At 72.3% G+C, this 24,160-nt stretch carries 23 protein-coding genes; 12 read left to right on the top strand and 11 right to left on the bottom strand.

Annotated elements, in window-relative coordinates:
- Positions 1-741 carry an ABC transporter ATP-binding protein gene (locus ACWIF2_RS10045; protein WP_454359667.1) on the top strand — a complete coding sequence of 247 codons (741 nt, stop codon included), beginning with the start codon at positions 1-3 and terminating at the stop codon, positions 739-741.
- Between the two features lie 22 nt (positions 742-763).
- Here the strand turns inward: ACWIF2_RS10045 and ACWIF2_RS10040 are convergent, their stop codons facing one another.
- Positions 764-2,011: an ABC transporter substrate-binding protein gene (locus ACWIF2_RS10040; RefSeq protein WP_454359666.1), complete on the bottom strand. Its 1,248-nt coding sequence runs from the start codon at positions 2,009-2,011 to the stop codon at positions 764-766.
- Between the two features lie 181 nt (positions 2,012-2,192).
- Positions 2,193-3,674, bottom strand: coding sequence for an MFS transporter (locus tag ACWIF2_RS10035; protein ID WP_454359665.1), 1,482 nt, complete (start codon positions 3,672-3,674; stop codon positions 2,193-2,195).
- A gap of 86 nt (positions 3,675-3,760) precedes the next feature.
- On the opposite strand from ACWIF2_RS10035, the gene ACWIF2_RS10030 reads away from it, so the two are divergent.
- Complete coding sequence (locus ACWIF2_RS10030; RefSeq protein WP_382487930.1) at positions 3,761-4,156, top strand: MarR family winged helix-turn-helix transcriptional regulator; 396 nt, start codon at positions 3,761-3,763, stop codon at positions 4,154-4,156.
- Positions 4,157-4,185: 29 nt separating this feature from the next.
- Here the strand turns inward: ACWIF2_RS10030 and ACWIF2_RS10025 are convergent, their stop codons facing one another.
- From ACWIF2_RS10025 to ACWIF2_RS10015, 3 genes are all read right to left on the bottom strand, one after another.
- Positions 4,186-4,914, bottom strand: a complete 729-nt coding sequence (locus ACWIF2_RS10025; RefSeq protein WP_454359664.1) for a maleylpyruvate isomerase family mycothiol-dependent enzyme — start codon at positions 4,912-4,914, stop codon at positions 4,186-4,188.
- Between the two features lie 54 nt (positions 4,915-4,968).
- The gene (locus tag ACWIF2_RS10020) at positions 4,969-5,847 is read right to left on the bottom strand and encodes an SDR family oxidoreductase (RefSeq protein ID WP_454359663.1); all 879 of its coding nucleotides are present in this window, start codon (positions 5,845-5,847) and stop codon (positions 4,969-4,971) included.
- Positions 5,848-6,435: 588 nt separating this feature from the next.
- Complete coding sequence (locus tag ACWIF2_RS10015; protein WP_454359662.1) at positions 6,436-7,617, bottom strand: MFS transporter; 1,182 nt, start codon at positions 7,615-7,617, stop codon at positions 6,436-6,438.
- A gap of 133 nt (positions 7,618-7,750) precedes the next feature.
- Here ACWIF2_RS10015 and ACWIF2_RS10010 point away from each other — a divergent pair, with 133 nt between their 5' ends.
- Positions 7,751-9,229, top strand: coding sequence for a glutamate--cysteine ligase (locus tag ACWIF2_RS10010; RefSeq protein WP_454359661.1), 1,479 nt, complete (start codon positions 7,751-7,753; stop codon positions 9,227-9,229).
- Positions 9,230-9,248: 19 nt separating this feature from the next.
- On the opposite strand, the gene ACWIF2_RS10005 is transcribed toward ACWIF2_RS10010, so the two are convergent.
- From ACWIF2_RS10005 to ACWIF2_RS09995, 3 genes are read right to left on the bottom strand one after another with little or no spacing between them, the layout of a single operon-like run.
- A complete protein-coding gene (locus ACWIF2_RS10005) occupies positions 9,249-10,370 on the bottom strand; it encodes a Gfo/Idh/MocA family protein (protein ID WP_454359660.1) in 1,122 nt (373 codons plus the stop codon).
- Positions 10,340-11,050 carry a ThuA domain-containing protein gene (locus ACWIF2_RS10000; RefSeq protein ID WP_454359659.1) on the bottom strand — a complete coding sequence of 237 codons (711 nt, stop codon included), beginning with the start codon at positions 11,048-11,050 and terminating at the stop codon, positions 10,340-10,342. Before ACWIF2_RS10000 ends, ACWIF2_RS10005 begins: the two co-directional genes overlap by 31 nt.
- 51 nt (positions 11,051-11,101) lie before the next feature.
- Positions 11,102-11,962: a class I SAM-dependent methyltransferase gene (locus tag ACWIF2_RS09995; protein WP_454359658.1), complete on the bottom strand. Its 861-nt coding sequence runs from the start codon at positions 11,960-11,962 to the stop codon at positions 11,102-11,104.
- 91 nt (positions 11,963-12,053) lie between these two features.
- Between ACWIF2_RS09995 and ACWIF2_RS09990 the strand changes: the two genes are divergently transcribed.
- A complete protein-coding gene (locus ACWIF2_RS09990; protein ID WP_454359657.1) occupies positions 12,054-12,512 on the top strand; it encodes a helix-turn-helix domain-containing protein in 459 nt (152 codons plus the stop codon).
- 47 nt (positions 12,513-12,559) lie between these two features.
- Here the strand turns inward: ACWIF2_RS09990 and ACWIF2_RS09985 are convergent, their stop codons facing one another.
- From ACWIF2_RS09985 to ACWIF2_RS09975, 3 genes are all read right to left on the bottom strand, one after another.
- Positions 12,560-13,369: a DeoR/GlpR family DNA-binding transcription regulator gene (locus ACWIF2_RS09985; protein ID WP_454359656.1), complete on the bottom strand. Its 810-nt coding sequence runs from the start codon at positions 13,367-13,369 to the stop codon at positions 12,560-12,562.
- 67 nt (positions 13,370-13,436) lie between these two features.
- Positions 13,437-14,492, bottom strand: a complete 1,056-nt coding sequence (gene pdxA / locus ACWIF2_RS09980) for a 4-hydroxythreonine-4-phosphate dehydrogenase PdxA (RefSeq protein WP_454359655.1) — start codon at positions 14,490-14,492, stop codon at positions 13,437-13,439.
- The gene (locus ACWIF2_RS09975) at positions 14,489-15,772 is read right to left on the bottom strand and encodes a four-carbon acid sugar kinase family protein (RefSeq protein ID WP_454359654.1); all 1,284 of its coding nucleotides are present in this window, start codon (positions 15,770-15,772) and stop codon (positions 14,489-14,491) included. Before ACWIF2_RS09975 ends, pdxA begins: the two co-directional genes overlap by 4 nt.
- A gap of 221 nt (positions 15,773-15,993) precedes the next feature.
- On the opposite strand from ACWIF2_RS09975, the gene ACWIF2_RS09970 reads away from it, so the two are divergent.
- Genes ACWIF2_RS09970 through ACWIF2_RS09935 form a run of 8 tightly spaced genes read left to right on the top strand, consistent with a single transcriptional unit; the run spans position 15,994 to position 24,086 of the window.
- Entirely contained in the window at positions 15,994-17,607 is a 1,614-nt protein-coding gene (locus tag ACWIF2_RS09970; RefSeq protein WP_454359653.1) for an ABC transporter substrate-binding protein, read from the top strand.
- 3 nt (positions 17,608-17,610) lie between these two features.
- A complete protein-coding gene (locus tag ACWIF2_RS09965; protein ID WP_454359652.1) occupies positions 17,611-18,540 on the top strand; it encodes an ABC transporter permease in 930 nt (309 codons plus the stop codon).
- 3 nt (positions 18,541-18,543) lie between these two features.
- A complete protein-coding gene (locus tag ACWIF2_RS09960) occupies positions 18,544-19,458 on the top strand; it encodes an ABC transporter permease (RefSeq protein WP_454359651.1) in 915 nt (304 codons plus the stop codon).
- On the top strand, positions 19,455-20,294 hold the full coding sequence (locus ACWIF2_RS09955) for an ABC transporter ATP-binding protein (protein WP_454359650.1): 840 nt from the start codon (positions 19,455-19,457) through the stop codon (positions 20,292-20,294). Before ACWIF2_RS09960 ends, ACWIF2_RS09955 begins: the two co-directional genes overlap by 4 nt.
- The gene (locus ACWIF2_RS09950) at positions 20,291-21,103 is read left to right on the top strand and encodes an ATP-binding cassette domain-containing protein (RefSeq protein ID WP_454359649.1); all 813 of its coding nucleotides are present in this window, start codon (positions 20,291-20,293) and stop codon (positions 21,101-21,103) included. The genes ACWIF2_RS09955 and ACWIF2_RS09950 overlap by 4 nt, the downstream gene beginning before the upstream one ends.
- Positions 21,100-22,080, top strand: coding sequence for an aldo/keto reductase (locus tag ACWIF2_RS09945; protein ID WP_454359648.1), 981 nt, complete (start codon positions 21,100-21,102; stop codon positions 22,078-22,080). Before ACWIF2_RS09950 ends, ACWIF2_RS09945 begins: the two co-directional genes overlap by 4 nt.
- Positions 22,081-22,116: 36 nt before the next feature.
- Positions 22,117-22,908 (top strand): HpcH/HpaI aldolase family protein, encoded by a 792-nt coding sequence (locus ACWIF2_RS09940; protein WP_454359647.1) that lies wholly within the window; start codon positions 22,117-22,119, stop codon positions 22,906-22,908.
- Entirely contained in the window at positions 22,905-24,086 is a 1,182-nt protein-coding gene (locus tag ACWIF2_RS09935; protein ID WP_454359646.1) for a sialidase family protein, read from the top strand. Before ACWIF2_RS09940 ends, ACWIF2_RS09935 begins: the two co-directional genes overlap by 4 nt.
- Positions 24,087-24,160: the final 74 nt, after the last annotated feature.

Genomic DNA, 24,160 nt, shown 5'->3' with positions numbered 1-24,160 from the left:
ATGTCCGCCGAGGAGCAGGCACCGGTGCTGGCGGCCGACGACATCGTCGCCGGCTACGTCCCCGGTGTCGACGTGCTGCGCGGATGCAGCATCGAGGTGCGGCCGGGCGAGGTGGTCGGCGTGATCGGCCCCAACGGCGCCGGTAAGTCGACGCTGGTCAAGGCCGTCTTCGGGCTGCTGCGGGTGCGCGGCGGGACCGTGCGGCTGCGCGGCGAGGACGTGACCGGCCGGCCCGCGCACGAGCTGGTCAGGCGGGGCGTGGGCTACGTACCGCAGCTGCAGAACGTGTTCCCCACGCTGACCGTCGAGGAGAACCTGCGGATGGGGATCTATCTGCGGCCCAAGGACCACGCGCGGCGGGTCGCGGCGGTCGAGGAGCTGTTCCCCGTGCTGGCCGACCGCCGCAAGCAGAAGGCCGGCGCGATGTCCGGCGGCGAACGCCAGATGCTCGCGATGGCCCGCGCGCTGATGATGGAGCCGCAGCTGCTGCTGCTCGACGAGCCGTCGGCCGGCCTGTCACCGCTCCATCAGGACCACGTCTTCGACCGGTGCAGAATGATCAACAGCGCGGGCGTCGCCGTGCTCATGGTCGAGCAGAACGCCCGCAGGTGCCTGCAATTCTGCGACCGCGGCTACGTCCTCGACCAGGGCCGCAACGCGTACACCGGCGCGGGTACGGCGCTGCTGCACGACGAGAAGGTGATCGAGCTCTACCTCGGCACGCTCGCCCGCGTCCGTTGACTCCCGCTGTCGGTCCTCCCGGTCACTGCTCGGCCGTGCTGGTCTCGGTGCGCAGGGTCTGCAACTTGCCCTCGTCGTTGTAGCCGTACACCTCGATCGACGCCTGGCCGGGTTCGCCGTTGTCGGTGAAGTCGAGCGGACCGCTCACACCGTCGTAGTCGATGTCCCTGCCGTCGGCGAGCAGCTCCTTGCAGGCGGCGAACGAGTTGCACTTCTCGCCGTCCTTGGTGATCCCGTTCATCTCCTTCACGTACTCGCCGGGATCGTCGGACTCCGCTTTCTCGGCCGCGAGCCCGATCGTCGTCACGCAGTCGAACACCTGCGGTGCGAACTGCAGCTCCTTCAGATCCGGCGCGAATTCCTGGAGGTCCTTCACATACTGCTCGTTCGTCGCCGATGCCGGCGCGGTCCCCTTCATCCCGGCGAGCCTCTCCGGCTGGCCCGGGGCGACCAGCGAGGGCAGTTCCTCACTGCGCAGTCCGTCCGCGCCGTAGACGCCGATCCGGTCGGGCCCGAGTCCGGACTCGATCATGCCTTGCAAGATCTGGGTGCCTTCCTCGAAGGCGATCACCACGGCGGCGTCCGGCCTGGAGTTCTCCATCTGCTGTACGACCTGGTCGAAGTTGGTCGCCTTCGGGTCGTAGGTCTCGGCGAGCGTCACCGTCGCGCCCTGTTCCTCCAGCGTCTGCCGGGTGGCCTCCATCAGGCCGCGCCCGTAGTCGTCCGCCCGTGCGACCAGGGCCACCCGGTCGTGGCCGTCATCGCGGACGACATCCGCCAGGATGGGCCCCTGCAACGCGTCGCTCGGGACGGTGCGGAAGTAGAAGCCGTCGTCCTCGTAGTCGGTGAAGGTGGGAGCGGTGTTCGACCCGGAACACTGCACGACGCCCGCTCCGGTCACCCGGTCGATGAACGCCAGCGACATGCCGGAGGCCGCGGCACCGACGATCGCGTCCACGCCTGCCGCGAGGACCCGGTCCGCCGACTGCGCGGCAACGGCCTCCTGGCCCGCCTCGTCACTGGAGACCACGGCCGGCACGGGCTTGCCCAGAACCCCGCCGGCGTCGTTGATCTTCTCTATCGCGAACTTCAACGACTCGATCTGGGGTGGGCCGAGGTAGGCCAGCTGTCCCGTCTCCGGCAGGACGTAGCCGAACTGGAGCTCACCATCGCCCGGCTCGGCCCGGGCAGTGCCCGTCGAACCGCAGACGGCAATCACAAGAGCAGCCGCGCTTGCGAAGATCGCGGACCGCCGTATCGACGCTTTCATCTCCGCCTCCGCTCGTTACAGGCGGCGGAGAGTCGACTGGCCGGCCCTCCGCCCGCCATCTGTACACGAGCGTAGAACTCTTTCGGAGTCCGGAAAAGTATAAAACGTACACTTTTTCGATTGGCTGCGCGTGCGTGCCGCACCTCAGGCGGGGCGTCTTGGTCGCGACTGGAAACGCTCCCTAGTCGCGTACGGCGACGCGCTCCACCTCCCGTGGGTCGGACTTGGCGACCACGACGGACGGCCGGTCCCGGCGGGTCCGCAGTCCCGTGAGGGTGATCAGCAGGCCGGCGAGGGCGATGAGGGTCACGACCACGAGACCGGGCCGGTAGCTGTCGAGGACGGCCTGCGGCGTGGCGGCGCCCTGCTCCGGGCTGTTCGCGGTCACCACGGCCGTCACCGCCGCGAGGAAGATCGCGCCGCCCACCTGGACCGAGGTGTTGAGCAGCCCGGAGACCATGCCCTGCTCGTGCTCGTCCACGCCGTTGGTGGCCTGGACGTTGAAGGACGGGAAGGTCAGCGCGAAGCCCGAGCCGACCAGCAGCATCGTCGGCAGGATCACCGAGGCGTAGACGGGGTTCAGGTCGATCCGCAGGAACAGGACGTAGCCGGTCACCATCAGGGCGAAGCCGAGCGCCATCAGCCGGGCCGTGCCGAACCGGTCGATGACGGCGCCCACCTTCGTCGCGGACAGCGCCACCAGCGCGCCCGCCGGGAGGAACGCAAGCGCTGTGTGCAGTGCCGACCAGCCGAGCAGCTGCTGCATGTACAGGGTGACCAGGAACTGGAAGCCGATGTAGCTGCCGACGAACGTGAACGCGCCCAGCTGGGCCCGAACTTGTGGCCCGGAGCGCAGCACCCCGAGCCGGATCAGCGGGCTGGGGCTGCGCAGTTCGACGAGGACGAAGGCCGCCAGCAGTACGGCCACGGCGGCGAGGGACAGGACGGTCCGGGCCGCGGCCCAGCCCACCTCGGGCGCCTCGACGACGGTGAAGACGAGCAGCAGCATCGAGGCGGTGCCGAGGACGGCGCCGGGGATGTCGTAGCCGCCCTGGCCGCGCTCGCGCTCCGTGCGCGGCAGCAGCTTCAGGCCCACGAGCAGGGCGATCAGCGCGATCGGGGCGGGCAGGAGCATGGTGAGCCGCCAGCTGGCCTCCGTGAGCAGGCCGGAGAAGACGAGGCCCATCGAGTAGCCGGTGGCGCCGCAGGTGGTGTAGATGGCCAGGGCGCGGTTGCGCAGCGGGCCTTCGGGGAACGTCGTGGTGATGATCGACAGGCCGGCGGGGGCCGTGAAGGCCGCACTCAGGCCCTTGATGAACCGGCTGGCGATGAGCAGCGGCCCGGAGTCGACGAGACCGCCGAGCAGCGAGGCCAGCGCGAAGACGCCCAGCGCCACCAGGAAGACCTGACGCCGGCCCAGCAGGTCGGCGGCGCGTCCGCCGAGGAGCAGCAGGCCGCCGTAGCCGAGGATGTAGCCGCTGACGATCCATTGCAGTGCCGAGGTCGACAGGCCGAGGTCGGCGCCGATGGACGGCAGTGCGACGCCGACCATGGACACGTCCAGGGCGTCCAGGAACATCGCGGCGCAGAGCACCAGCAGGGTGCCCCAGAGTCGCGGAGTCCAACGTCCTTCGGACGCGGGGGTGGTGAGCGGAGAGGTCATGCCCGAGACAGTACATGCGTATGCATGAGATGCAAATGCATTTAATTCAGGTGCAACAAACTCGGCTCTCTGTTACGGTGCGGCCCATGGCGGCGAAGCAGGCCGAGCAGGCGCTCGTGGAACAGTGGCGGGACATTCTGGCGCTGCACGCGCGAACACAGTGTGAACTCGACCGTGCTCTGCACGGCCACGGCCTGTGCGCCAGCGACTTCGAGGTGCTCGACGTCCTCGCCGGGTGCCGGACGCCGAAGGGCACTCCGTCCTACCGTGTGCAGGAGATCTCCGAGCGGGTCCATCTGAGCCAGAGCGCCCTGTCGAGGCTGATCGCCCGGCTGGAGAAAGAGGGGCTCGTGGAGCGCTGTATGTGCTCCGAGGACCGGCGGGGCGTGCAGGTCGCGCTCACGGCCAAGGGGCGCGCGCTGCACGGCGAGGTACTGCCGGTGCAGCGCGCGGTGCTGGCGCGGATGCTGACGGAGGACTGAGCCGCTCCGGGCGCGGGGCGGCCTGGTGGTCAGACCCCGGACGCCTCCCGCCACAGCGTGGCGAGCGCCTGGTCGCCCGTGACGTTCGGCAGGGGAGCCCGGTTCCACAGGGCCAGGTACAACTGCTCCGCCGGGCCGGACAGTTCGCACTCCGCCTCGTCCGTCGCGCCCCGTGTGGTCACGGGCGGTTCCGGGGACAGCCGTACGGTCCACACCGCGTCGGTGTCGTCCGTGCGCACGCGCAGGACGCGTGGCCCGGGGGTGCGCACCCGGCTCCTGGAGCGGGCGTGGAAGCCGCGCAGCAGTTCGTCGATGCCGTCGGTCGCGAAGTCCGGGGCGACGGCGGACGGGGCGCCCCCGCGGGCGGACTCGGCGTCGATCCGGTGCACGGCCGTCTCGTGCGCCTGCCGCCGGGTCCAGAAGGCCAGCGGGGACGGCGCGGGCAGGAAGGCCCAGCACTCCACGTCGGGCGAGGCGCCGGCCAGGGTGTCGACGAGGTGGCGGTGGCTGTCGCGGTACCAGGCCACGAGCTCCGCGCCGTCGAGGTCCGGGGCCTCACCCGGCGGACGGCGCTCGGTGAGCCCTTCGGCGACGTACGACGCGGCCCAGCGGTGCACCGCGCCCGTGTGCCGCACCAGGTCGCGCACCTGCCACTCGGGGCAGGTCGGCACCTTCGCGTCCGTCCCGGCCTCCTCGGCGGCCGCGGCCAGCAGCAGGCCCTCTGACTCCAGTGCGCGCAGGAACTCGGCGGTCTCCATGACGCCGAGTCTGCCCCATGGAGTGCGCTCCGGACCCGGGATTTCCATGGGGCGTCACGGCAGCGGCGTACCGCCCGTGGCGTTGACGATCTCGGCCGTGATGTACGACGCCTCCTGGGAGGCGAGGAAGACGTACGCCGGAGCCATCTCGGCCGGCTGTGCGGGCCTTCCGATCGGCGCCTGCCTGCCGAACTCCTGGGTGTCCGGCAGCGTCGCCGGGATCAGCGGTGTCCACACCGGGCCCGGCGCCACCGCGTTGACGCGGACGCCCCGGTCGATCAGCATCTGCGCCAGCCCCTGCGTGAACGTGACGATCGCGCCCTTCGTCGTCGCGTAGTCCAGCAGGTGCGGGCTGGGCTTGTAGGCCTGCACCGACGCGGAATTGATGATGCTGCCGCCCTCCGGGATGTGCGGCAGGGCCAGTTTGCACAGCCAGAACATGCCGTACAGGTTGGTGCGCAGCACTCGGTCGAACTGCTCGGTGGAGATCGCCTCGATGCCGTCGGGCTGCGACATCTGGTACGCCGCGTTGTTCACCAGGATGTCGATCCGGCCGAACTCGGCGACGGCACGGTCGATCAGCGCCCGGCAGTTCTCCTCCTCCCGTATGTCGCACGAGACGGCCACGGCACGCCGGCCTGCCTCCTCGACCAGACGGGCCGTCTCGGCCGCGTCGTCCTTCTCGTCGTCCAAGTGGGTGAAGAGCACGTCGGCCCCCTCACGGGCGTACGCCAGGGCGACCGCACGGCCGATCCCGGAGTCCCCGCCGGTGATCACGGCCTTGCGGCCGGCCAGCCGGCCACTGCCCCGGTAGGACTCCTCACCGTGGTCCGGGGGCGGGTCCATCGGCCCTGTCCAGCCGGGATGCGGCTGATCCTGGGAGGGAAACTCGGGGGTCGGGTGCAGGTCGCCGGGGTGCTGCTGTTCGGTCACGGGTCTGCCTCCTCGTCCATGAAGTACGGCCCGACGATCGCGACGGGCGTGGCCACGGGTACCCCGGAACACGGCAGTGCCGATCGGTCGGCTGCGGACGCTCAGCGGTTGACGGGCCTAGCGATCGGGGTGGCGGGGCCGGCGGCGGGGCGTCGGCGAGTGGCGTGGCCGTCGAGGTCGGCGCGGCGAGTACGGTGTCCTGGTTCTCAGCGAAACGGCGAGGCCGCGGTGCCCGGGCCTGGGCGGGCCCCGTGCCCCGGCTCGCAGCATGCGCCGAGGGGGCCAGGAGTGCTACGACGCGTCCGACGCCCCGGCGACGGGCCTCAGGCCCCGGGGCGGCCGGCCTGGGGGCGCGGCGGAACCTCGACCTGCGGCTGCCTGCCGCCTCGCCGCCCCACGAGCGTCCGACGCGTCCGGCGCCCTGGCAACAGGTTGATGGGGGTGGGGCGGTCGGCCCGGGGGTGCGGCCGAATCCTCAGCCCCGGCTGCCTGGCGCGTCGCTGCCCCACGGGCGCCCGACGCGTCCGGCGCCCCGGCAACCGGTCGATGGGAACGGGGCGGCCGGCCCTGGGGCGTGCGGCCGGAACGTCAGCCTCCGGCCGCCCGCCGCGTCGTCGCCCCCACGAGCGCGCCGACCGCCGCCGCCACCGCCGCGAGCAGCGCCACGCTGGTCAGGGCGGTCGGCAGGGTGAACCAGTCCGCCATGAAGCCGATCGCGGGCGGCCCGAGGAGCATGCCGCCGTAGCCGAGGGTGGAGGCCGTGGCGACGCCGCTGGGGCCGGCGAGCGCGCCCGCGCGTTCCACGGCCACCGGGAAGAGATTCGCGAGGCCGAGGCCCGTGACCGCGTAGCCGAGCAGCGCCGCCCACAGGGAGGGGGCGAGCGAGCCGAGCAGCATTCCGGCCGCGGCGGTGGTGCCGCCCGCGACGACGGTCCGGGTCCGCCCCAGGCGTTCCAGGAGCGTGGTGCCGGTCAGCCGTCCCACCGTCATGGCGAGCGCGAAGCAGGAGTAACCGACGGCCGCGGCACTCGGCGAGGCGTCCAGGTCCTGTTCGAGGTGCAGGGCGCCCCAGTCGGCCAGCGCCCCTTCGCCGTACGCGGTGCAGCCCGCGATCACGCCGAAGACGATCACCAGGCCCCGGGTACGGCCGTCCAGCCGGCGCGGGGAGTCCTTCGCGGGACGTTCCCGCTCCGGCGGCGCCGGCGGCTCGTGCCGCAGGAGCGTCGGTCCCGCGAGGGCCGTCACCAGCAGCCCGACGACGGTGAGCAGCAGCAGATGCCGGGTGGGGGAGAGGACCCCCGCGAGCAGCCCGCCCAGACCCGCGCCGATCATGCCGCCCAAGCTGAACGCGGCATGGAAGCTCGGCATGATCGGCCGCCGCAGCGCGGCCACCAGCTCGACGGCCGCGCTGTTGAAGGCGACGTTGATCCCGCCGTACGCGGCGCCGAAGAACAGGAGCACGAGGCCGAGCGCGAGCACCGAGTGGGTCAGCGGGGGCAGGGCCACGCTGAGGGAGAGCAGGACGGCGCAGACGACGGTGACCTGGTGGTTGCCGTAGCGGCGGCACAGGCGTCCGGTGAGCGTCATGGTGATGACGGCACCGGCCGAGACGCCCAGGAGGGCGAGGCCCAGGGCGCTGGCGGAGGCGTTCGTCTGTTCCTTGATGGCGGGGATGCGTACGACCCAGCCGGCGAAGACGAAGCCGTCGAGGGCGAAGAAGACGGTGAGCGCGATACGGAGTCGGGTGAGGGAGCTGCCGTCGCCCGGCACGGCACTGTGCGTTCGGGGTTTGTTTATTTGCGGCACAAACTCAGATTAGGTGGGTGCGGGGGCGGCGACAAGGTGCCACTCTGGGACCAGAGGCATCCGCCGAGAGGGAAGCCGAGGCGACTCGGGAGGACGCATGGGACGTGACGTGCCGGCCCTGGTGTTCACACGGGAGGACCGGCGTCGCTACCGGCAGAAGATGCACACCGACCTCGAGGTCCTGGCGCGGATGCTCCGCGAGTCGGGCTTCGAGAGCGAGCGCCCCCGCGTCGGGCTGGAGATCGAGCTCAACCTGGTGGACGACGAGGGACTGCCCGCGATGCGGAACACCGACGTGCTCCAGGCGATCGCCGACCCTGCCTGGTCGAGCGAGCTGGGCCGCTTCAACCTTGAGATCAACATCCCGCCCCGGGAGCTCACGACCGGCGGCCCCGGGGACTGGGAGCGGGAGATCCGGGACGCCCTGAACCACGCCGAGGACCGCGCCTCGGCCGTCGGCGCCCACCTGATCATGGTCGGCATCCTGCCGACGCTGGGGGAGACGCATGTGAGCGAGGCCGCCCTCTCCGGCGACCCCCGGTACCAGTTGCTCAACGAGCAGATCTTCGCGGCGCGCGGCGAGGACCTGCGGATCACGGTCGACGGTGTCGAGCGCCTGGCGACGTACGCCGACACCATCACGCCCGAGGCCGCCTGCACCAGCACCCAGTTCCACCTCCAGGTCGCCCCGAAGGAGTTCCCGCACTACTGGAACGCGGCCCAGGCCATCGCGGGCGTGCAGATCGCCCTCGCGGCGAACTCGCCCTACCTCTTCGGCAGGGAGCTGTGGCGCGAGACCCGTATCCCCCTGTTCGAGCAGGCCACCGACACCCGGCCCGAGGAGATCAAGGCGCAGGGCGTCCGGCCCCGGGTGTGGTTCGGCGAGCGGTGGATCACCAGCGTCTTCGACCTCTTCGAGGAGAACGTGCGCTACTTCCCCGCCCTTCTGCCGCTCTGCGACGACGAGGACCCGCAGCAGGCACTCGACGGGGGCGGCGTTCCGGAACTGGGCGAACTGACCCTGCACAACGGCACGATCTACCGCTGGAACCGCCCGATCTACGCCGTCACCGACAGCGGTCCGCATCTGCGCATCGAGAACCGGGTGCTGCCCGCCGGCCCCACCGTCGCCGACACCATCGCCAACGGCGCCTTCTACTACGGACTGACCCGCGCCCTGGTCGACGAGGACCGGCCGGTGTGGACGCGGATGTCCTTCTCGGTCGCCGAGGAGAACCTGCACACCGCGGCCCGCGAGGGCATCGACGCCCGCCTGTACTGGCCGGGGGTGGGCGAAGTGCCGGTCACGGAACTGGTGTTGCGGCGCCTGCTGCCGCTCGCCCACCGGGGCCTGGAGCTGGCCGGCATGGACGACGCGTGGCGCGAACCGCTGCTCGGCATCATCGAGCAGCGCTGTGTCACCGCCCGCAACGGCGCCCTCTGGCAGGCCGAGACGGTCCACCATCTGGAGAAGGCCGGCATCTCCGACCGGCGCGAGGCACTGCGGCAGATGACCAAGACCTACATGGACTACATGCACATGAACGCGCCCGCGCACACCTGGCCCGTGGACTGACCCACGCGGCATCGCCCGCTCACACCCGGCCGGGAGCGACCGGGCCCCTCCAGTCGCCGGCGGCCGTCCACGGGACCGGCTCGGGCGCCCGCGCCGAGGTCGTCAGCTCGATCCGCCGTCCCTCGGCCGACGAACGGAGCAGGGCCGTCATCGTCTCCAGGACGTGCAGGGCGAGTTCGCCGTTCGCACGCGGCGCCCGCTGCCCGTCGGCGGCGATGAAGTCGAGCAGTCCGACCCCGCGGGCGCCGTCCTCGTAGCCCGCCGACACCGGCAGGGTGCGCCACCGGGTGTCGCCGAGCGCGTGCAGCCGGACCTCGCCGTCGAAGCGGTTCGGATCGGGCACCGCAAGGGTCCCCGTCTCGCCGTGGACCTCGATCGGCGCGGCCGTGGTGGCCACACCGTCGAAGCTCGTCGTGATCGTCGTCAGCGACCCGCCCGTGTGTTCCAGCACCCCGGAGACATGACTGTCCACCTCGACCGGGATCCGCTCGCCCGTGCGCGGCCCGGAACCGATGATCCGCTCGGCCCGCAGCCGGCCGGCGGCCCCGATCACGGCACGCACCGGGCCCAGCAGGTGGATCAGGGACGCTAGATAGTACGGCCCCATGTCCAGCAGGGGACCGCCGCCCTGGGTGTAGTAGAAGTCGGGGTGGGGATGCCAGCGTTCGTGGCCCGGGGTGACCATCACGGCCGAGGCGAACTGGGGACGTCCGATGCTCCCCGCCTCGACGGCCGCCCGTGCCGTCTGGATTCCGGTGCCCAGGACGGTGTCCGGCGCGCACCCCACACCGACGCCCGCCTTCGCGGCGGCCTCCACCACGGCGCGGGCGTCGGCGAGCGTGGCGGCCAGCGGCTTCTCCCCGTAGACGTGCTTGCCGTGACCGATGGCGCCGAGGGCGATCCCGGCGTGGGCGGCCGGGGTGGTGAGGTTCAGCACCGTGTCCACGTCCGGGCTGCACAGCAACTCCTCGACGGTGAGGGCCTCGACGCCGGGCAGTTCGGCGGCGACGGCGGCCGAGCGGGAGGCGTCGAGGTCGGCGACCGCGGTGACCCGCACGGCGGGGTGTCCGGCGAGCGTGTCGAGGTACGCGCGGGAGATGACGCCGAGTCCTACGACGCCGATGCGGTGCGCGTCGCCCACAGCATGCCCCTCTCGATGATGGTGCGGACGTCGGGGTGCTCCAGCACGTCGAGGCTGTGCCCCGGGGTCGTCACCAGGACGCGCCCGGCACCCCACCGGCGGGTCCAGACCGCCGGCGAGGTGACCGGCCGGTGCCAGGGCTGCCACGGCCGGGCGGGATGCGTGGTGGTGGCCAGGACGTCGATGAGGTCGTCGTGGAGCACCCAGTACTGCTCGGTGTCCAGCTCGAAGTCCTCGATGCCCGCCGTGACGGGGTGGGCGCGGCCGGCCTCGGTGAGGGTGATGGTGTGCGGCAGGAAGTTGTCCTCCGCCCCGCCCCGGCGCTCGCACGGTTCCTTGCCCGGGTGGGTGGCGAACTGGCCTCCGACCAGGTGGAGATAGTCGGCCGAGGCGCGGAACGAGTCGGCGATGCCGCCGTGCCAGCCGGTGAAACCGGTGCCGGCCACGACCGCCGAACTCAGTCCGGCCACCTGTTCGCGCGTGATCTCCGACATCGTCACGCACTGCACGACGAGGTCGGTGCCCGCCATCTCGGCGGTGTCGGCGTAGACGTCGGTCGATTCCTCGACCCGGACCGTGTATCCGTTGTTCCGGAGGAAGGGCAGGAACAGCTCCGTCGCCTTGACCGGCTCGTGGCCTTCCCATCCGCCTCGGACAACCAGGGCTCTCTTCTGCGTCATCGTGATCTCACTATGCGCGGGGCGCCCCTGCTCCGAAAAGAGGGCCGGGCCTCACGAAACTTTCGCGGCCAGGGCCCGGGCACCGACCGTCCAGCAGGCCGCGGTGAAGCGGACTTCCTCGCCGTGCACGAAGGGATCGAAGGCGGCGCGGACCGTCTCGACGACCCGCGCGCGCGTCTCCTCGTCCACCTCGGGCAGGAACATGCCGACGGCGCCGAGCCGGGTGAAGTAGCGGACCAGTTCCTTCTCGGGCATCGTGCAGACGATGTCGATCGGCCGGATGTCGACATCGTCCCACCCGCTCTCCGCCAGGATGCGGCGGACCTTGTCCGGGTCGGCGAAGGCGAACTGTCCCGGCTCGTCGGGCCGTCGGACGGGCAGGCCCGGAAGCAGCGGTGCGGCGGCGCGCTGGGCCGTCGTCATGAACGGGTTCTCGGCGGGGTCCCGCCAGACGACCAGCCGGAGGGCGGCGTCGTCCCGGGCGGCGCTCCGGAGATTGGCGAAGGCCCGGACCGGGTCGTCGAAGAACATGACGCCGAACCGCGAGACGACGGCGTCGAAGGTGCCGGGCTCGAAGGCGTGCTCCTGCGCGTCGGCGCGGACGAAGGAGGCCGGTACGCCCTCCCGTTCGGCACGCTCCCGGGCGGTCTCGACCAACGGCCCGGAGATGTCGACGCCGACGCAGTGTCCCGCCGGGCCGATCCGACGTGCGACGGCCAGCGTGGTGCCGCCCGTCCCGCAGCCGACGTCGAGCACGTGTTCCGCGCCTTCGGCGGCGACGGCGTCGACGAGCAGCTCCTCGATGGGCCTGAACATCTCGTCCAGCACCGGCTGGAGATCCACCCAGGCGTTGCCGGCTCGCCCGTTCCAGCGGGCGGTCTGTCCCTCGTCGTTCCTGCGCTCGGCGTCCATGCTTGTCGGCTCTCCTTCTGCTTGGCTGCGTCTTGCCTTCGTCGGGGCGAGATGACAGCGTTCTACTTCAAGCCGACTTGAGGTCAAGGGAATGACGGACCTGGACATCGCCGAAGTGGCCCAGCGTGCCGGGGTGCCCGCCTCGACACTGCGGTTCTACGAGGAGAAGGGGCTGATCGCCCCGACCGGCCGGCGGGGGCTGCGCCGGCAGTTCGATCCCGGTGTGCTGGAGCGGCTGGCGCTGATCGCGCTGGGGCGGACGGCCGGGTTCTCGCTCGACGAGATCGCGCACATGTTCGTGCCGGACGGACCGCCCCGGATCGACCGGCGCATGCTGGCGGACAAGGCGGAGGAACTGGACCGCAGGATCAGTGAGCTGGGCGTGCTCCGTGACTCCCTGCGGCACGCCGCCGCGTGCCCCGCGCCGAGCCATATGGAGTGCCCCACCTTCCGCGGCCTTCTCGACGCGGCGGCGTCGGGCGGCGTCCCCACGCCGGGAAGGCGGCAGCCGCCCGGCGGCCGGCGGCCCGTTGGGTCGCTTGCCGATTGAGGTCCGGCGGCGGGCGGGCCCCGCCGCCACGCGCCGGGCAGGCGGCTCTACGCGCTGTCGCCGTGCGGGCCGGCCGTCACCCGCTCCGGCGTCGTCGTCACCGTCGCCACCCCGCGCGCCCGCAGCTCCGCGAGTACGGCCGGGTCGGCGGTGTCGTCGGTGACCAGGGTCCAGCCCTCGCACAGGGCCGTCCAGGCGTGGAAGGGGCGGCGGCCGAGCTTGGCCGCGTGGGCGAGGACGTAGACGTGGTCGGCGCGGCGGGCCATCAGTTCCTTGAGGCGGGTCTGGCGCAGATCCGCCTCGCAGATGCCCAGTTCGGGAGAGATGCCGTCCGTGCCCAGGAAGACCCGGTCGAACGTCATGCGCTCCAGGGCGGCTTCCGTCAGCGGCCCGACGAAGCCCTGGCTGAGCGGGCGCAGGGTGCCGCCGAGGCACTCGACGTGCACCGTGTCGACATCGGACAGCGCCTGCAGGGCGGTGAGCCCGGTGGTCGCCACGGTGAGGTCCTCGGCCGTGCGCAGCTCGTGGGCGAGCGCGCCGACCGTGGAGCCGGCGTCCAGCAGCAGCGTCTCGCCGGGCCGCACCTGGGCCGCCGCCCAGCGGGCGATGGCCTGCTTGGCCTCGAAGGCCTCGCCCACGCGCTGCCGCAGGGACGCCTCGGGGTGCGCGGCCAGCGCCATGGCCCCACCGTAGGTGCGGGCCAGACGCCCGTCGGTGGTGAGCTTGGCCAGGTCGCGGCGGATGGTCGAGGCCGTCACGCCGAACAGCTGCGAGAGCTCCTCCACGCTCGCCAGGCCGGTGGTGGTGGCGAGGTGGACGATGCGGTCGCGCCGCGCCTTGGATCCGGTCACAGACATAGGTTCTTCATGTCCTCAATAGTCCTGGGCCGTCCTGGGTCGCTCACATGCCTGCCGCTCAGCGCGGTCAGCGGGCGGCCGGAGCGGTCGACATCTCGGCGGCCTGGCGCAGAGCCTCGACCATGCTACCGGGCTCGGCCCGGCCGGTTCCGGCGATGTCGAAGGCCGTGCCGTGGTCGACGGAGGTGCGGATCACCGGCAGTCCGACGGTGAGGTTGACCCCGGCCTCGATGCCGAGGACCTTGACGGGTCCGTGCCCCTGGTCGTGGTACATCGCGACGATGAGGTCGTAGTCGCCGCGCGAGGCCAGATAGAACGCCGTGTCCGCGGGCAGCGGGCCGCGCGCGTCGATGCCGTCGGCGCGGACCCTCTCCAGCGCCGGGACGATCTTCGTCTCCTCCTCGCCGTAGCCGAACAGGCCGTTCTCGCCCGCGTGCGGGTTGATGCCGCAGACGCCGATCACCGGGTCGGCGGTCCCGGCGCGCACCATCGCCTCGTGGCCGCGCCGCACCGTGCGCTCCACCAGGCCGGGCTCGATGCGGTTCACGGCGTCGATCAGCCCGATGTGGGTGGTGACGTGGATGACCTTCACCCGGGGGGTCGACAGCATCATCGACACCTCCTCGACGTCCGTGAGGTGGGCGAGGAGTTCGGTGTGGCCGGGGTAGAGGTGGCCGGCCGCGTGCAGGGCCCCCTTGTTGAGCGGGGCGGTGCAGATGCCGTCCACCTCGCCGCGCAGCGCGAGTTCGGCGGCGACCCGGACGTAGTGGTAGGCGGCGTCGCCCGCGGCGGCGGACAGCTCGCCCCAGGGCAGGTCGGCGGGGAGCAGCCCGAGGTCGATCACGTTGACCCGGCCAGGCGTGAACTCCGCCTGGGCCGGACCGTCGACGGGCACGATCTCGCAGCTGATGCCGAGGATGCCGGCCGCCTGCCGCAGCCGCTCGGCGTCGCCCACGACGACGGGGCGGCAGTCGCGCAGGGTGCCGGGATCCAGCAGCGCCGGCACGATGACCTCGGGCCCGATGCCCGCGCCGTCGCCCATGGTCACCGCGATGACCGGGAGCGGCCCGGGAGCCGCGGAGGTCTGGCCGGCGGTGGCGGCGGAGGAGGGGGCTGCGTTCACGGGGCTACTCCTGTGGGGTCGGTCGGAACGTGGCGTACGGGTGCGGGGCGCAGAGCTCGGACGATGCGCCGCAGGGAGTCGGCCTCGCCGTAGCTGCCGGGCCGGGTGACGACCGAGCGGCCGTCGGGCGTGCGGGACAGGACCGCGCCGTGGTGGATCTGGCCCACCGGGCGCAGGTCGGTGACGCCGAGGGCGTCCAGGACGCGGCGGGCGGTCTCGCCGCCGGTGAGGACCAGGTCGCAGTCGTGCGCGGCGTCGGCGACGGTGTCGGCGAGCGCGGCGACGAGACGGCGCGCGAGAGAAGGTCCGGCCGCCCCGGTGATACGGACGACCGTGACGGCGGCGACGGGAGGCGCGAGCCGCCGGGGGGAGTGCAGGAGTTCGCGGGTGCTGAGGGAGATCTGCTGCGCTCCGTCCGCGAGGAGGTGCGCGACCTGTTCGCGGGCGGACGGCTCGGCGGTCCCTACGACGATCAGCAGCGGCCGGACGGCGTCCCCGGGAGTGAGGGCGCTCTCCCCGGTCTCCCAGGCATTCCCGCTCTCCCGGGCATCCCCGCTCTCCCCGGGCGTGCCCAGGAGCCGCCCCAGGGCGCCCGCGAGTCCGCCGGTGCCCAACAGCCGTATCCCGGGACCCAGTTCGAGGGCCGCCGCGGCGATCGCGTCGAGGTCGGTCTCGGTCTCCGCGTCGCACACCGGATGCCGTCCCTGCGCGAAACGCGCACGCAGTGCTTCCCGAAGCACGCCGGATGCGCCGCGTACGTCCGTGAGCGGCACCGGAGCTGACGGCAGGTCACCGAGGGCGGCGGCGACCGAGGACGGGGCGGGCCGCGCCTCGGCACGCCAGGCGTCCGTCTCGTGCAGCGGCACCCCGTCGAGGTGCACGACTCCGCCCCGGACCGTGCGCCGCGCCGCGGGCAGCGCGGTCGCGATCACCACGCCCCGGCCGTCCCGCGCGTAGGCGTCCGCCTCGGCGGCGAGGTTGCCCCTGAGCAGTGAGTCGACCTTCTTGAAGAGCACCGTCCCGGCGGGCACCGCGTGCGTGACGCCCCGGACCGCCCGCGCCGCCTCGGCGCCGGGCAGCTGCCGCGAGTCGAGGTCGAGCACAAGGGACTCGCCGGGCGCGGACGCCACCGGTGCGGGGACCGGACCCAGCAGGATCCGGGCGGGCGAGCGCAGCGCCACCGCGGTCTCGGCGGCACCGGACAGATCGTCGGCGAGAGCGAGTACGGGCCGGTGGGCGGCCTGGGCATGGCCGCCGGGGCCGGCTGCGGAGAGGGACACGGGTACCTCCTCGGGCGGCCCGGTCGGGCTGCCTCGGGAACCGATGATGACATGCGTTGCGCGAAATGCGCGAGACCCCTTGCGCACTTCGCGCAGTCGTGCCACCTTTTCCGGCGCGACACCTGTTCGTATCCCGCCGGCCGGGCCCCCCCGACCGGGCGGCGGCGAGAGCCGCACGAACACCACGAGCCGGTCGCCCCCGGAACGCGAGAAGGTCGACGATGACCCCAAGCCCCTATGACGCACCCCCGGACCACAGCCCCCAGCGGAAGCCCCTCGGCCGTCCCGTCCGCCGCCGCACCCTGCTGCGCCTCGGCGCGCTCGGCGGCACGGGCCTCGCCCTCGGTCCTCTCTCCGCCTGCGCCGGACCCACCGGAGCCCCCGGCCCCGGCACCCTCACCCTCGGCCTGAACCGCTCGCTGGTGAGCTTGGACAACAAGCTGAACCAGTTCGACGCCGCCGTCACCGTGCAGCGCGCGGTCCGTCAGGCCCTCACGAGCATCGGACCCGGCATGCGCGTCCAGCCGGTCCTCGCCGACCGGTTCGCGATGACCGGGCCGACCGCCTGGAGCGTGCGGCTGCGCGAGGGCGTGCGCTACTCCGACGGCAGCCCCGTCACCGTCGAGGACGTCGCCACCGCCCTGAAGATGTACGGCAAGGTCAACGGCTCCTTCCTCCTCGGCCTCTTCCCGGAGCTGCCCACCGTGGAGAAGACCGGCGAGCGCACCTTCGAGCTGCACACGAAGCGTCCGGTGCCCGTGCTCGACCGGCTCATGGCCAACATCCACATCACCCCGGCCGCCGCCAACCGCCCCGAGGAGCTCCAGAGCGGCGTCGGCTCAGGACCGTACAAGGTGATCGAGGCCAACAGCGGCGCCGGCGAGTACACCCTCGCCCGCAACCCCCGCTACTGGGGCCGCCCGGCCCACGTCGACACCGTCCGGGTGCGCTTCGTGCCTGAGGAGTCCAGCCGGGTCATCGCCCTGCGCAGCGGCGAGCTGGATGTCGTCGACACCCTCACCCCGGACTCGGCCGAGCAGCTCACCGGCCTGCCGGGCGTCACCGTCGAGGAGAGGGCCGGCGCGCGCATCAACCAGCTCTTCTACAACTTCCGCAAGAAGCAGGGCGAGCCCCTCGCCGACCCCCGCGTCCGCCGCGCCCTCACCTACGCCGTCGACGGCGACGCCCTGATCAAGGATGTCCTCACCGACTCCGCCGAAGAGGCCCAGGGCGTCGTCCCGCTCGCCCTGGAGGGCGCGATACGCACCGGCGGGTACACCTACGACCCGAGCAGGGCGAAGGCCCAGCTCAAGGCGCTGGGCGCCGAGGGGCTGCGGATCCGGATCATCTGGGAGTCGGGCGAGTTCGCCGCCGACAGCTCCGTCATGGAAGCCGTCGCCGACATGTTCCGCGACATCGGCGTCCGCGCCTCACTGCTCCAGTTCGAACCGGGCGGCGACATCCTGAAGTGGCGCCAGGGCCGCGGCGGCGACTGGGACGTCATCGGCAACGGCTTCCCCGGCACCACCGGCCAGGCCCTCACCTCCCTCCAGGGCATGTACGGCGGCACCCCCGAGCGGGAACGCACCCGCGACACCTACATGGGCTACGTCATCCCGGACATCCAGCGCCGTCTGGAGGACGCCGCCACCGAGACCGACGCGGCCGCCCGCGACCGCAAGCTGGCCGCCGCGCAGCACGCCGTCTGGAACACCTGGCCCAGCCTGTGGGCCTTCGCCCCCAAGACGCTGCTCGCCCGCCGCGAGCGCGTGCACGACCTGGGCCTGCTCCAGCTCAACTCCTACGACCTGTCCGCCGTACGGCTGGAGGGCTGAGCCGTGGCCACCTACCTCGCCCGCCGTATCGGCCAGAGCCTGCTGGCCGTCTTCCTCACCCTCACCACGGTCTTCCTGCTGCTGCGCCTGGCCCCCGGCGACCCGGCCGCCGCCTACGCGGCGCCCAGCGCCACGGCCGCCGATCTCGCCCGCATCCGCGCCCAGTTCGGTCTCGACGAACCGCTGATCACCCAGTACGGCATCTTCCTGCGGGACCTGTGCACCGGGAACCTAGGCACCAGCTACTCCTTCCACGCCTCCGCGTTCCAGGTCGTCATGGACCGGCTGCCGTACACCATCACCCTCGCGGTCTCCGCCATCGCGGTCACCACCGTCGTCGCCGTACCGCTCGGCGTGTGGATGGCACGGCGCGCCGACACCAAGCGGGAGCTGGGCGCCAACGTCCTGACGATCACCGGGCAGTCGATGCCGGACTTCTGGACCGGCGTGATGCTGCTGACCGTCTTCGCGGTGCTGCTCCCGGTGCTGCCCGCCTCCGGATTCACCTCCTGGAGCGGCCTGATCCTGCCCACGGTGACCGTGGCCGTCCTCCAACTCGCCCTGATCTCACGCCTGGTACGCCGCGAGATGAGCACCGCGCTCGCCGCCCCCTACACCACGGTCGCCCGCTCCCGCGGCGTCTCCGAACGCACCCTGACCTGGCAGTACGGCCTGCGCAACTCCGCCGTGCCGCTCGTCACCGCCCTCGGCACCCGCTTCGCGGCCCTGCTCAACGGCGTCGTGGTCGTCGAAGTCGTCTTCGGCTGGCCGGGCGTCGGCTCGCTCGTCGTCCGGGCGCTGGAGACCCGCGACTACCCGCTCATCCAGGCCACCGTCCTGGTGACGGCCACCCTCGCGATCCTCGTCCAGCTCCTCGTCGACCTCGCCTACCCGCTGTTCGATCCGCGCGTACGACTCGGAAAGGCGGCCTGACCCATGGCCGGTGTCATCTCCACCCCGGTCGCCGGTACCGAGCGGCCCAGCGCCGTCGGCGCCCGCGACCTCGCAAGGGCCACCGCGACCAGGCAGCGGCGCGGCTCGCGCTTGAAGATCTGGGCCGGGTCCGTCTGCACGGCCCTCGTCGTCGTGCCCGTCGCGCTGGCCAGCCTGCTGCCGCTGCCGGAGGCCAACGCCCAGGACCTCTCGGAGCGCAGGCTGCCGCCGCTCAGCGCGGGACATCTCCTCGGCACCGACCAGCTCGGCCGCGACCTGCTGTCGCGCATCCTGCACGGCGGCCAGGTCTCCCTGTCGGTCGGCGTCCTCGCGGTCCTGGTGTCCGGACTGATCGGCATCGTCGCCGGGTCGGCCGCGGGCTTCTTCGGCGGCTGGGTCGACGCGCTCGTCTCCCGCTTCCTGGAGGCCCAGCTCGCCCTGCCCCTGCTGATGATGCTGCTGCTCGTGGTCGCCCTCTTCGGGCCGTCGGTCACCGTCATCACCTGCGTGATCGCCGTCGCCCAGTGGCCCGAGGTGGCACGGCTGACCCGCTCCCTCGTCCTGGTCGAGCGCGAGAAACCGTACGTCGCCGCCGCCCGCGTGCTGGGCCTGCGCGGCTGGCAGATCCTCACCCGGCACGTGGTGCCCAACGTCGTACGGCCCGTAAGCCTCGTCGTGCTGCTGCTGCTCGCCCAGGCCGTACTGCTGGAGAGCGCGCTGAGCTTCCTCGGCGCCGGTCCGCAGCGGCCCTTCGCCACCTGGGGCCGGATCATCTCCGACGGCCAGGCCTACATCACCACCTCGTGGTGGCTGGTCACCCTGCCCGGCCTGGTCATCGCCCTCCTCGTGGTCGGCGTCAACCTGCTGGGCGACGGACTGCGGGACCGCACCCGCCGCCGGAAGGGAGCGGGAGCATGAGCACCGGGACACCCCTGCTGGACGTCCGTGACCTCCAGATCGAACTCATCACCGCGCACGGCGTCGTCCGGGCCGTCGACGGCGTGAGCTTCACCGTCGGCCACGGCGAGACCGTCACCCTGATCGGCGAGTCCGGATCCGGCAAGTCGACCACCGCGATGGGCGTACTGCGGCTGCTGCCGGAGGGCCTCGCCGTGCTGTCGGGCAGCGTCCGCGTCGGCGGCCGGGACGTCGTCGCCGATCCCGGCGCGGCCCGCGCGATACGCGGCCGGACGGTGTCCCTGATCCCGCAGGACCCGATGACCGCCCTCAGCCCCGTCCACACCATCGGCCGGCAGCTCGGCGAGGCGATCCGCCTGCGCCACCCCGAACTGTCCAGGGCCCAGGTGCGCGAGAAGGGCGTCGAGCTGCTCGCCCAGGTGCGCATCACACGCCCCGAGACCCGCTGGAAGTCCTACCCGCACCAGTTCTCCGGCGGCATGCTGCAACGCATCCTCATCGCCATCGCCCTGGCCGGCGATCCGGAACTGCTGGTCGCCGACGAACCCACCTCCGCCCTCGACGCGACCGTGCAGGCCAGCGTCCTGGACCTGCTGATGGAACTCCAGGAACGCACCGGCATCGGCATGCTGATGATCACGCACGACCTGGGCGTGGCCCGGCTGGTCTCCGACCGCATCCACGTCATGAAGGACGGCCGCTTCGTCGAGTCCGGCCCGGCCGAACGCATCGTCGGCAAACCCTCCGAGCCCTACACCCGAGCCCTCCTCGCCGCCGTGCCCCGCCTCGGCGCCTGGGACGAGGACGAGACCTCCGTGCGAGGAGCCACCCCATGACCCTGCTCTGCGTAGAGGACCTGATCGTCGAATACCCGACCCCGAGCGGCCCCTTCCGAGCCGTCGACCAGGTCGGCTTCCGGCTCGACAAGGGCGGCTCGCTCGCAGTCGTCGGCGAGTCCGGCTGCGGCAAGTCGACCCTCGCCCGTGCCCTGGTCCGGCTGCTCACCCCACGGTCCGGCCGTATCGTCCTCGACGGCACGGACATCGCCACCCTCCCGGAGCGCAGACTGCGACCGCTGCGGCGCCGCGTCCAGATGGTCTTCCAGGACCCCTACGGCTCCCTCGACCCCCATCTGACCGCCCAGCAGATCGTGGCCGAGCCGCTGCGCCTCGGCGGTGTCTCGGACCGCGCCGAACGGGCCCGCCGTGCCGCCGAGCTGCTCGACCAGGTCGGCCTGCCCCCGTCCGCCCTGGAGCGCCGCCCGGCCGACTTCTCCGGCGGCCAGCGGCAGCGCATCGGCATCGCCCGCGCCCTCGCCTCCCGGCCCGACCTGCTGGTGTGCGACGAGGCGACCTCAGCGCTCGACGTCTCCGTGCAGGCCCAGGTGCTCGCGCTGCTCAGGGAGTTGCAGGAGGAGACCGGCATCGCCTACCTCGTCATCGCGCACAACCTGGGCGTGGTGCGCGAGATGAGCACGGACGTCGTGGTGATGCGGGCCGGCCGGGTGGTCGAGGCCGGGCCGACCGAGACCGTCCTCGCCGCTCCGTCCGACCCCTACACCCGCGCCCTGCGCCGTGCCGCACTCGACCCGACCGCCATCCGCGGTGTGAAACCCCGCCGCGTACTGGAAGGAAGCTCCTCGTGACCACCGGCCCCACCCTGCCGAACGCCTCCGTACCGCTGTCCCGTCTCGTCCTGGGCACGATGACCTTCGGCGACACCGTCGACCGCGGGGGAGCGGCCGCCATGCTGGACGCCGCGCTCGACGCGGGCATCACGGGCGTGGACACCGCGAACGGTTACGCGGGTGGCGAGAGCGAGCGGCTGCTCGGGGAGTTGCTCCCGGGCCGCCGGGACCGGATCGTGCTGGCCACCAAGGCGGGCATCCCGCACCCCGACCAGGGCGATCACGCGCCGCTGTCACCCGCCGGGCTGCGCGCCGCGCTCGATGGCAGCCTGAAGCGGCTCGGCACGGACCACGTCGACCTGTTCTACCTGCATCAGCCCGACCGTGCGACGCCGCCGGCCGAAACCCTGGCGACCGTGGCCGAGTTCGTCGCCGAGGGGAAGATCGGCGCTCTCGGCGTGTCCAACTACGCGGCCTGGCAGATCGCCGAGCTCAGCCGCGTGGCCGACGAGGTGGGGGCGCCGCGACCGGTGATCGCCCAGCAGCTGCACAATCTGCTCGCGCGGCGTATCGAGGAGGAGTACGTCGAGTACGCCGCCGTGACGGGCCTGCGCACGATGGTCTACAACCCGCTCGGCGGCGGTCTGCTGACCGGCCGTCACTCCTTCGAACAGGCCCCGGACAGCGGCCGTTTCGGTGATTCCAAGCTGGCGGCGATGTACCGGCAGCGCTACTGGAACGAGGACCTGTTCCGCGCCGTCACCGACCTCACCCGTATCGCCTCCGACGCGGGCCTGTCGCTGACCGATCTCGCCCTGCGCTGGCTGCTGGAGCGCCCCTCCACCGACGCACTGCTCCTCGGCGGCTCGAAGGCCGAGCACCTGCTCGCCAACATCGCCGCCGCCGCTGACGGCACGCTGCCCGCCGACGTCACCGCGGCCTGCGACGAGGTCGGCACCCGGCTGCGCGGCCCAATGCCCGCCTACAACCGCTGACCACGCCACGCCCCCCACCAGTTACGGAGACCTTCCATGGCAACCGGCCGCACCCCAGCCGAGTTCACCGCCGCCCTGCGCGCCCGCGAGCAGCTCATCGGCTACTGGTCCCTGCTCGACTCACCCGTCGCCGCCGAGCGCCTGGCCCGCCTCGGCTACGACTACCTCGCCTTCGACGCCCAGCACGGACTCTTCGGCTACCAGGGCATGCTCAACAACCTCCTGGCCACCGACACCAAGGGCAGCACCGCCGTCGGCATGGTGCGCGTGGAGGCCAACGACCTCACGTACATCGGCAAGGCACTGGACGCGGGCGCGACCGCCGTCATCGTCCCCCTGATCGACAACGCCCAGGACGCCGCCGACGCCGTCGCCGCCGTCCGCTACCCACCGCTGGGACGCCGCTCCTACGGACCCATGCGCGCCCAGCTCCGCATCGGCCCCAACCCCGCCGACACGCACGCCCAGACCGCCGTCCTCGCCATGATCGAAACCGCCGACGGCCTCGCCAACGTCGAAGAGATCTGCGCCACCGACGGCCTCGACGGCATCTACGTCGGCCCCTCCGACCTACGCCTCGCCCTCGGCGGAGCCACCTCCACCGACCCCTCCCTTCAGGAGGAGTTCGAGCAGGCCCTGGCCCGAATCAGCAAGGCGGCCGAGGCGGCGGGCATCGCCGCCGGCATCCACAACCCCGACGGCGCCGGCGCGGCCAAACGCCTCGCCCAGGGCTACACCTTCGCCACCGTGGCCTGCGATCTCATCCACCTGGAACAGGCGGCCGCCGGCCATCTGACCGCCGCACGTCAGGCGGGCGAAACCCGATGACCAGCGCCGACGGCACCCTGCGCCCCCACCCCGGCCAGCCGGGCCGCGCCGAGACCCACCTGGCCGCTCCCGCCGTGCAGAACCACGCCGCCAACCTCACCGTCCTGCCCGGCGGCGACCTGGGCTGCGTTTGGTTCGGGGGCACCCAGGAAGGCGTCGCCGACATCTCGGTGTGGTTCTCGCGCCTCGCCCAGGACGCCGACACCTGGTCCCTCCCCGTGCGGCTCTCCGCCGACGACACGCGCTCCGAGCAGAACCCGCTCCTGTTCCCCGCTCCCTCGGGCGAGCTCTGGCTGCTGCACACCGCACAGCGCGCCGGCCACCAGGACACGGCCGAGGTCAGGCTGCGCGTCAGCCACGACGAGGGCGCCACCTGGGGCCCGGCCCGCGTCCTGTTCCCGGCCACCGAGCAGGGCGGCGTGTTCGTACGCCAACCGGTCGTCCAAGTGCCCTCCCGCGAGCGGCTGTTGCTCCCCGTCTTCCGCTGTGTCGCCACCCCCGGCACCTCCTGGTCGGGCGACCGGGACACCAGCTCCGTCATGATCAGCGACGACGGCGGACGCAACTGGCGCGAACGCCCCGTCCCGGGCAGCACCGGCCTCGTCCACATGAACATCCGCCCGCTGCCGGACGGTTCACTCCTGGCCCTCTTCCGCAGCCGTCGCGCGGACGCCGTGCACAGCAGCGTGTCGTCCGACGGCGGCGAGACCTGGAGCGAACCGCGCGCCCTGGACCTGCCGAACAACAACTCCTCGATCCAGTACACCGTGCTGGCCGATGGCAGGCCCGCCCTGGTTTACAACCACAGCAGCGCGGCCGACGCGGTCGCCCGCAGGGTCTCGCTGTACGACGAGATCGACGACGGGGGAGTTGCGGAGACACCTTCGGCGACCGCCGCTCCCACGGGCGACGCGTTCTGGGGCGCCCCCCGCGCCCCGCTCTCCCTGGCCCTCTCCCCGGACGGCGGACGCACCTGGCCGCTGCGCCACGACCTCGAGACCGGCGACGGCCACTGCCTGACCAACAACTCCCGCGACGGCCTCAACCGCGAGCTGTCCTACCCCTCCCTCGCCCAGACACCGGACGGCACCCTCCACATCGCCTACACCCACCACCGGCGCACCATCAAACACATCCGTCTGGACGGCGACTGGCTGAAGCGGGAGTTCCCGGCCTGATCACCCAGGGCCCGGCCCTCGGTGCGTTCCGCGTTTTGGATTGCTTCGGAGACGACGGAGACCGGGCGGGAAAA

The organism is Streptomyces sp. NPDC055506 (assembly GCF_053643595.1).
Note: the sequence above shows the minus strand (reverse complement) of the source record. Positions and strands in the feature narration are given on the sequence as shown.

Bases quoted from the DNA above. Each gene is read 5' to 3' on its own strand.
- ACWIF2_RS10045 (WP_454359667.1), top strand. From the start codon at position 1: ATGTCCGCCGAGGAGCAGGCACCGGTGCTGGCGGCCGACGACATCGTC.
- ACWIF2_RS10040 (WP_454359666.1), bottom strand. From the start codon at position 2,011: ATGAAAGCGTCGATACGGCGGTCCGCGATCTTCGCAAGCGCGGCTGCT.
- ACWIF2_RS10035 (WP_454359665.1), bottom strand. From the start codon at position 3,674: ATGACCTCTCCGCTCACCACCCCCGCGTCCGAAGGACGTTGGACTCCG.
- ACWIF2_RS10030 (WP_382487930.1), top strand. From the start codon at position 3,761: ATGGCGGCGAAGCAGGCCGAGCAGGCGCTCGTGGAACAGTGGCGGGAC.
- ACWIF2_RS10025 (WP_454359664.1), bottom strand. From the start codon at position 4,914: ATGGAGACCGCCGAGTTCCTGCGCGCACTGGAGTCAGAGGGCCTGCTG.
- ACWIF2_RS10010 (WP_454359661.1), top strand. From the start codon at position 7,751: ATGGGACGTGACGTGCCGGCCCTGGTGTTCACACGGGAGGACCGGCGT.
- ACWIF2_RS10000 (WP_454359659.1), bottom strand. From the start codon at position 11,050: ATGACGCAGAAGAGAGCCCTGGTTGTCCGAGGCGGATGGGAAGGCCAC.
- ACWIF2_RS09995 (WP_454359658.1), bottom strand. From the start codon at position 11,962: ATGGACGCCGAGCGCAGGAACGACGAGGGACAGACCGCCCGCTGGAAC.
- ACWIF2_RS09990 (WP_454359657.1), top strand. From the start codon at position 12,054: ATGACGGACCTGGACATCGCCGAAGTGGCCCAGCGTGCCGGGGTGCCC.
- ACWIF2_RS09985 (WP_454359656.1), bottom strand. From the start codon at position 13,369: ATGTCTGTGACCGGATCCAAGGCGCGGCGCGACCGCATCGTCCACCTC.
- ACWIF2_RS09970 (WP_454359653.1), top strand. From the start codon at position 15,994: ATGACCCCAAGCCCCTATGACGCACCCCCGGACCACAGCCCCCAGCGG.
- ACWIF2_RS09960 (WP_454359651.1), top strand. From the start codon at position 18,544: ATGGCCGGTGTCATCTCCACCCCGGTCGCCGGTACCGAGCGGCCCAGC.
- ACWIF2_RS09955 (WP_454359650.1), top strand. From the start codon at position 19,455: ATGAGCACCGGGACACCCCTGCTGGACGTCCGTGACCTCCAGATCGAA.
- ACWIF2_RS09950 (WP_454359649.1), top strand. From the start codon at position 20,291: ATGACCCTGCTCTGCGTAGAGGACCTGATCGTCGAATACCCGACCCCG.
- ACWIF2_RS09940 (WP_454359647.1), top strand. From the start codon at position 22,117: ATGGCAACCGGCCGCACCCCAGCCGAGTTCACCGCCGCCCTGCGCGCC.
- ACWIF2_RS09935 (WP_454359646.1), top strand. From the start codon at position 22,905: ATGACCAGCGCCGACGGCACCCTGCGCCCCCACCCCGGCCAGCCGGGC.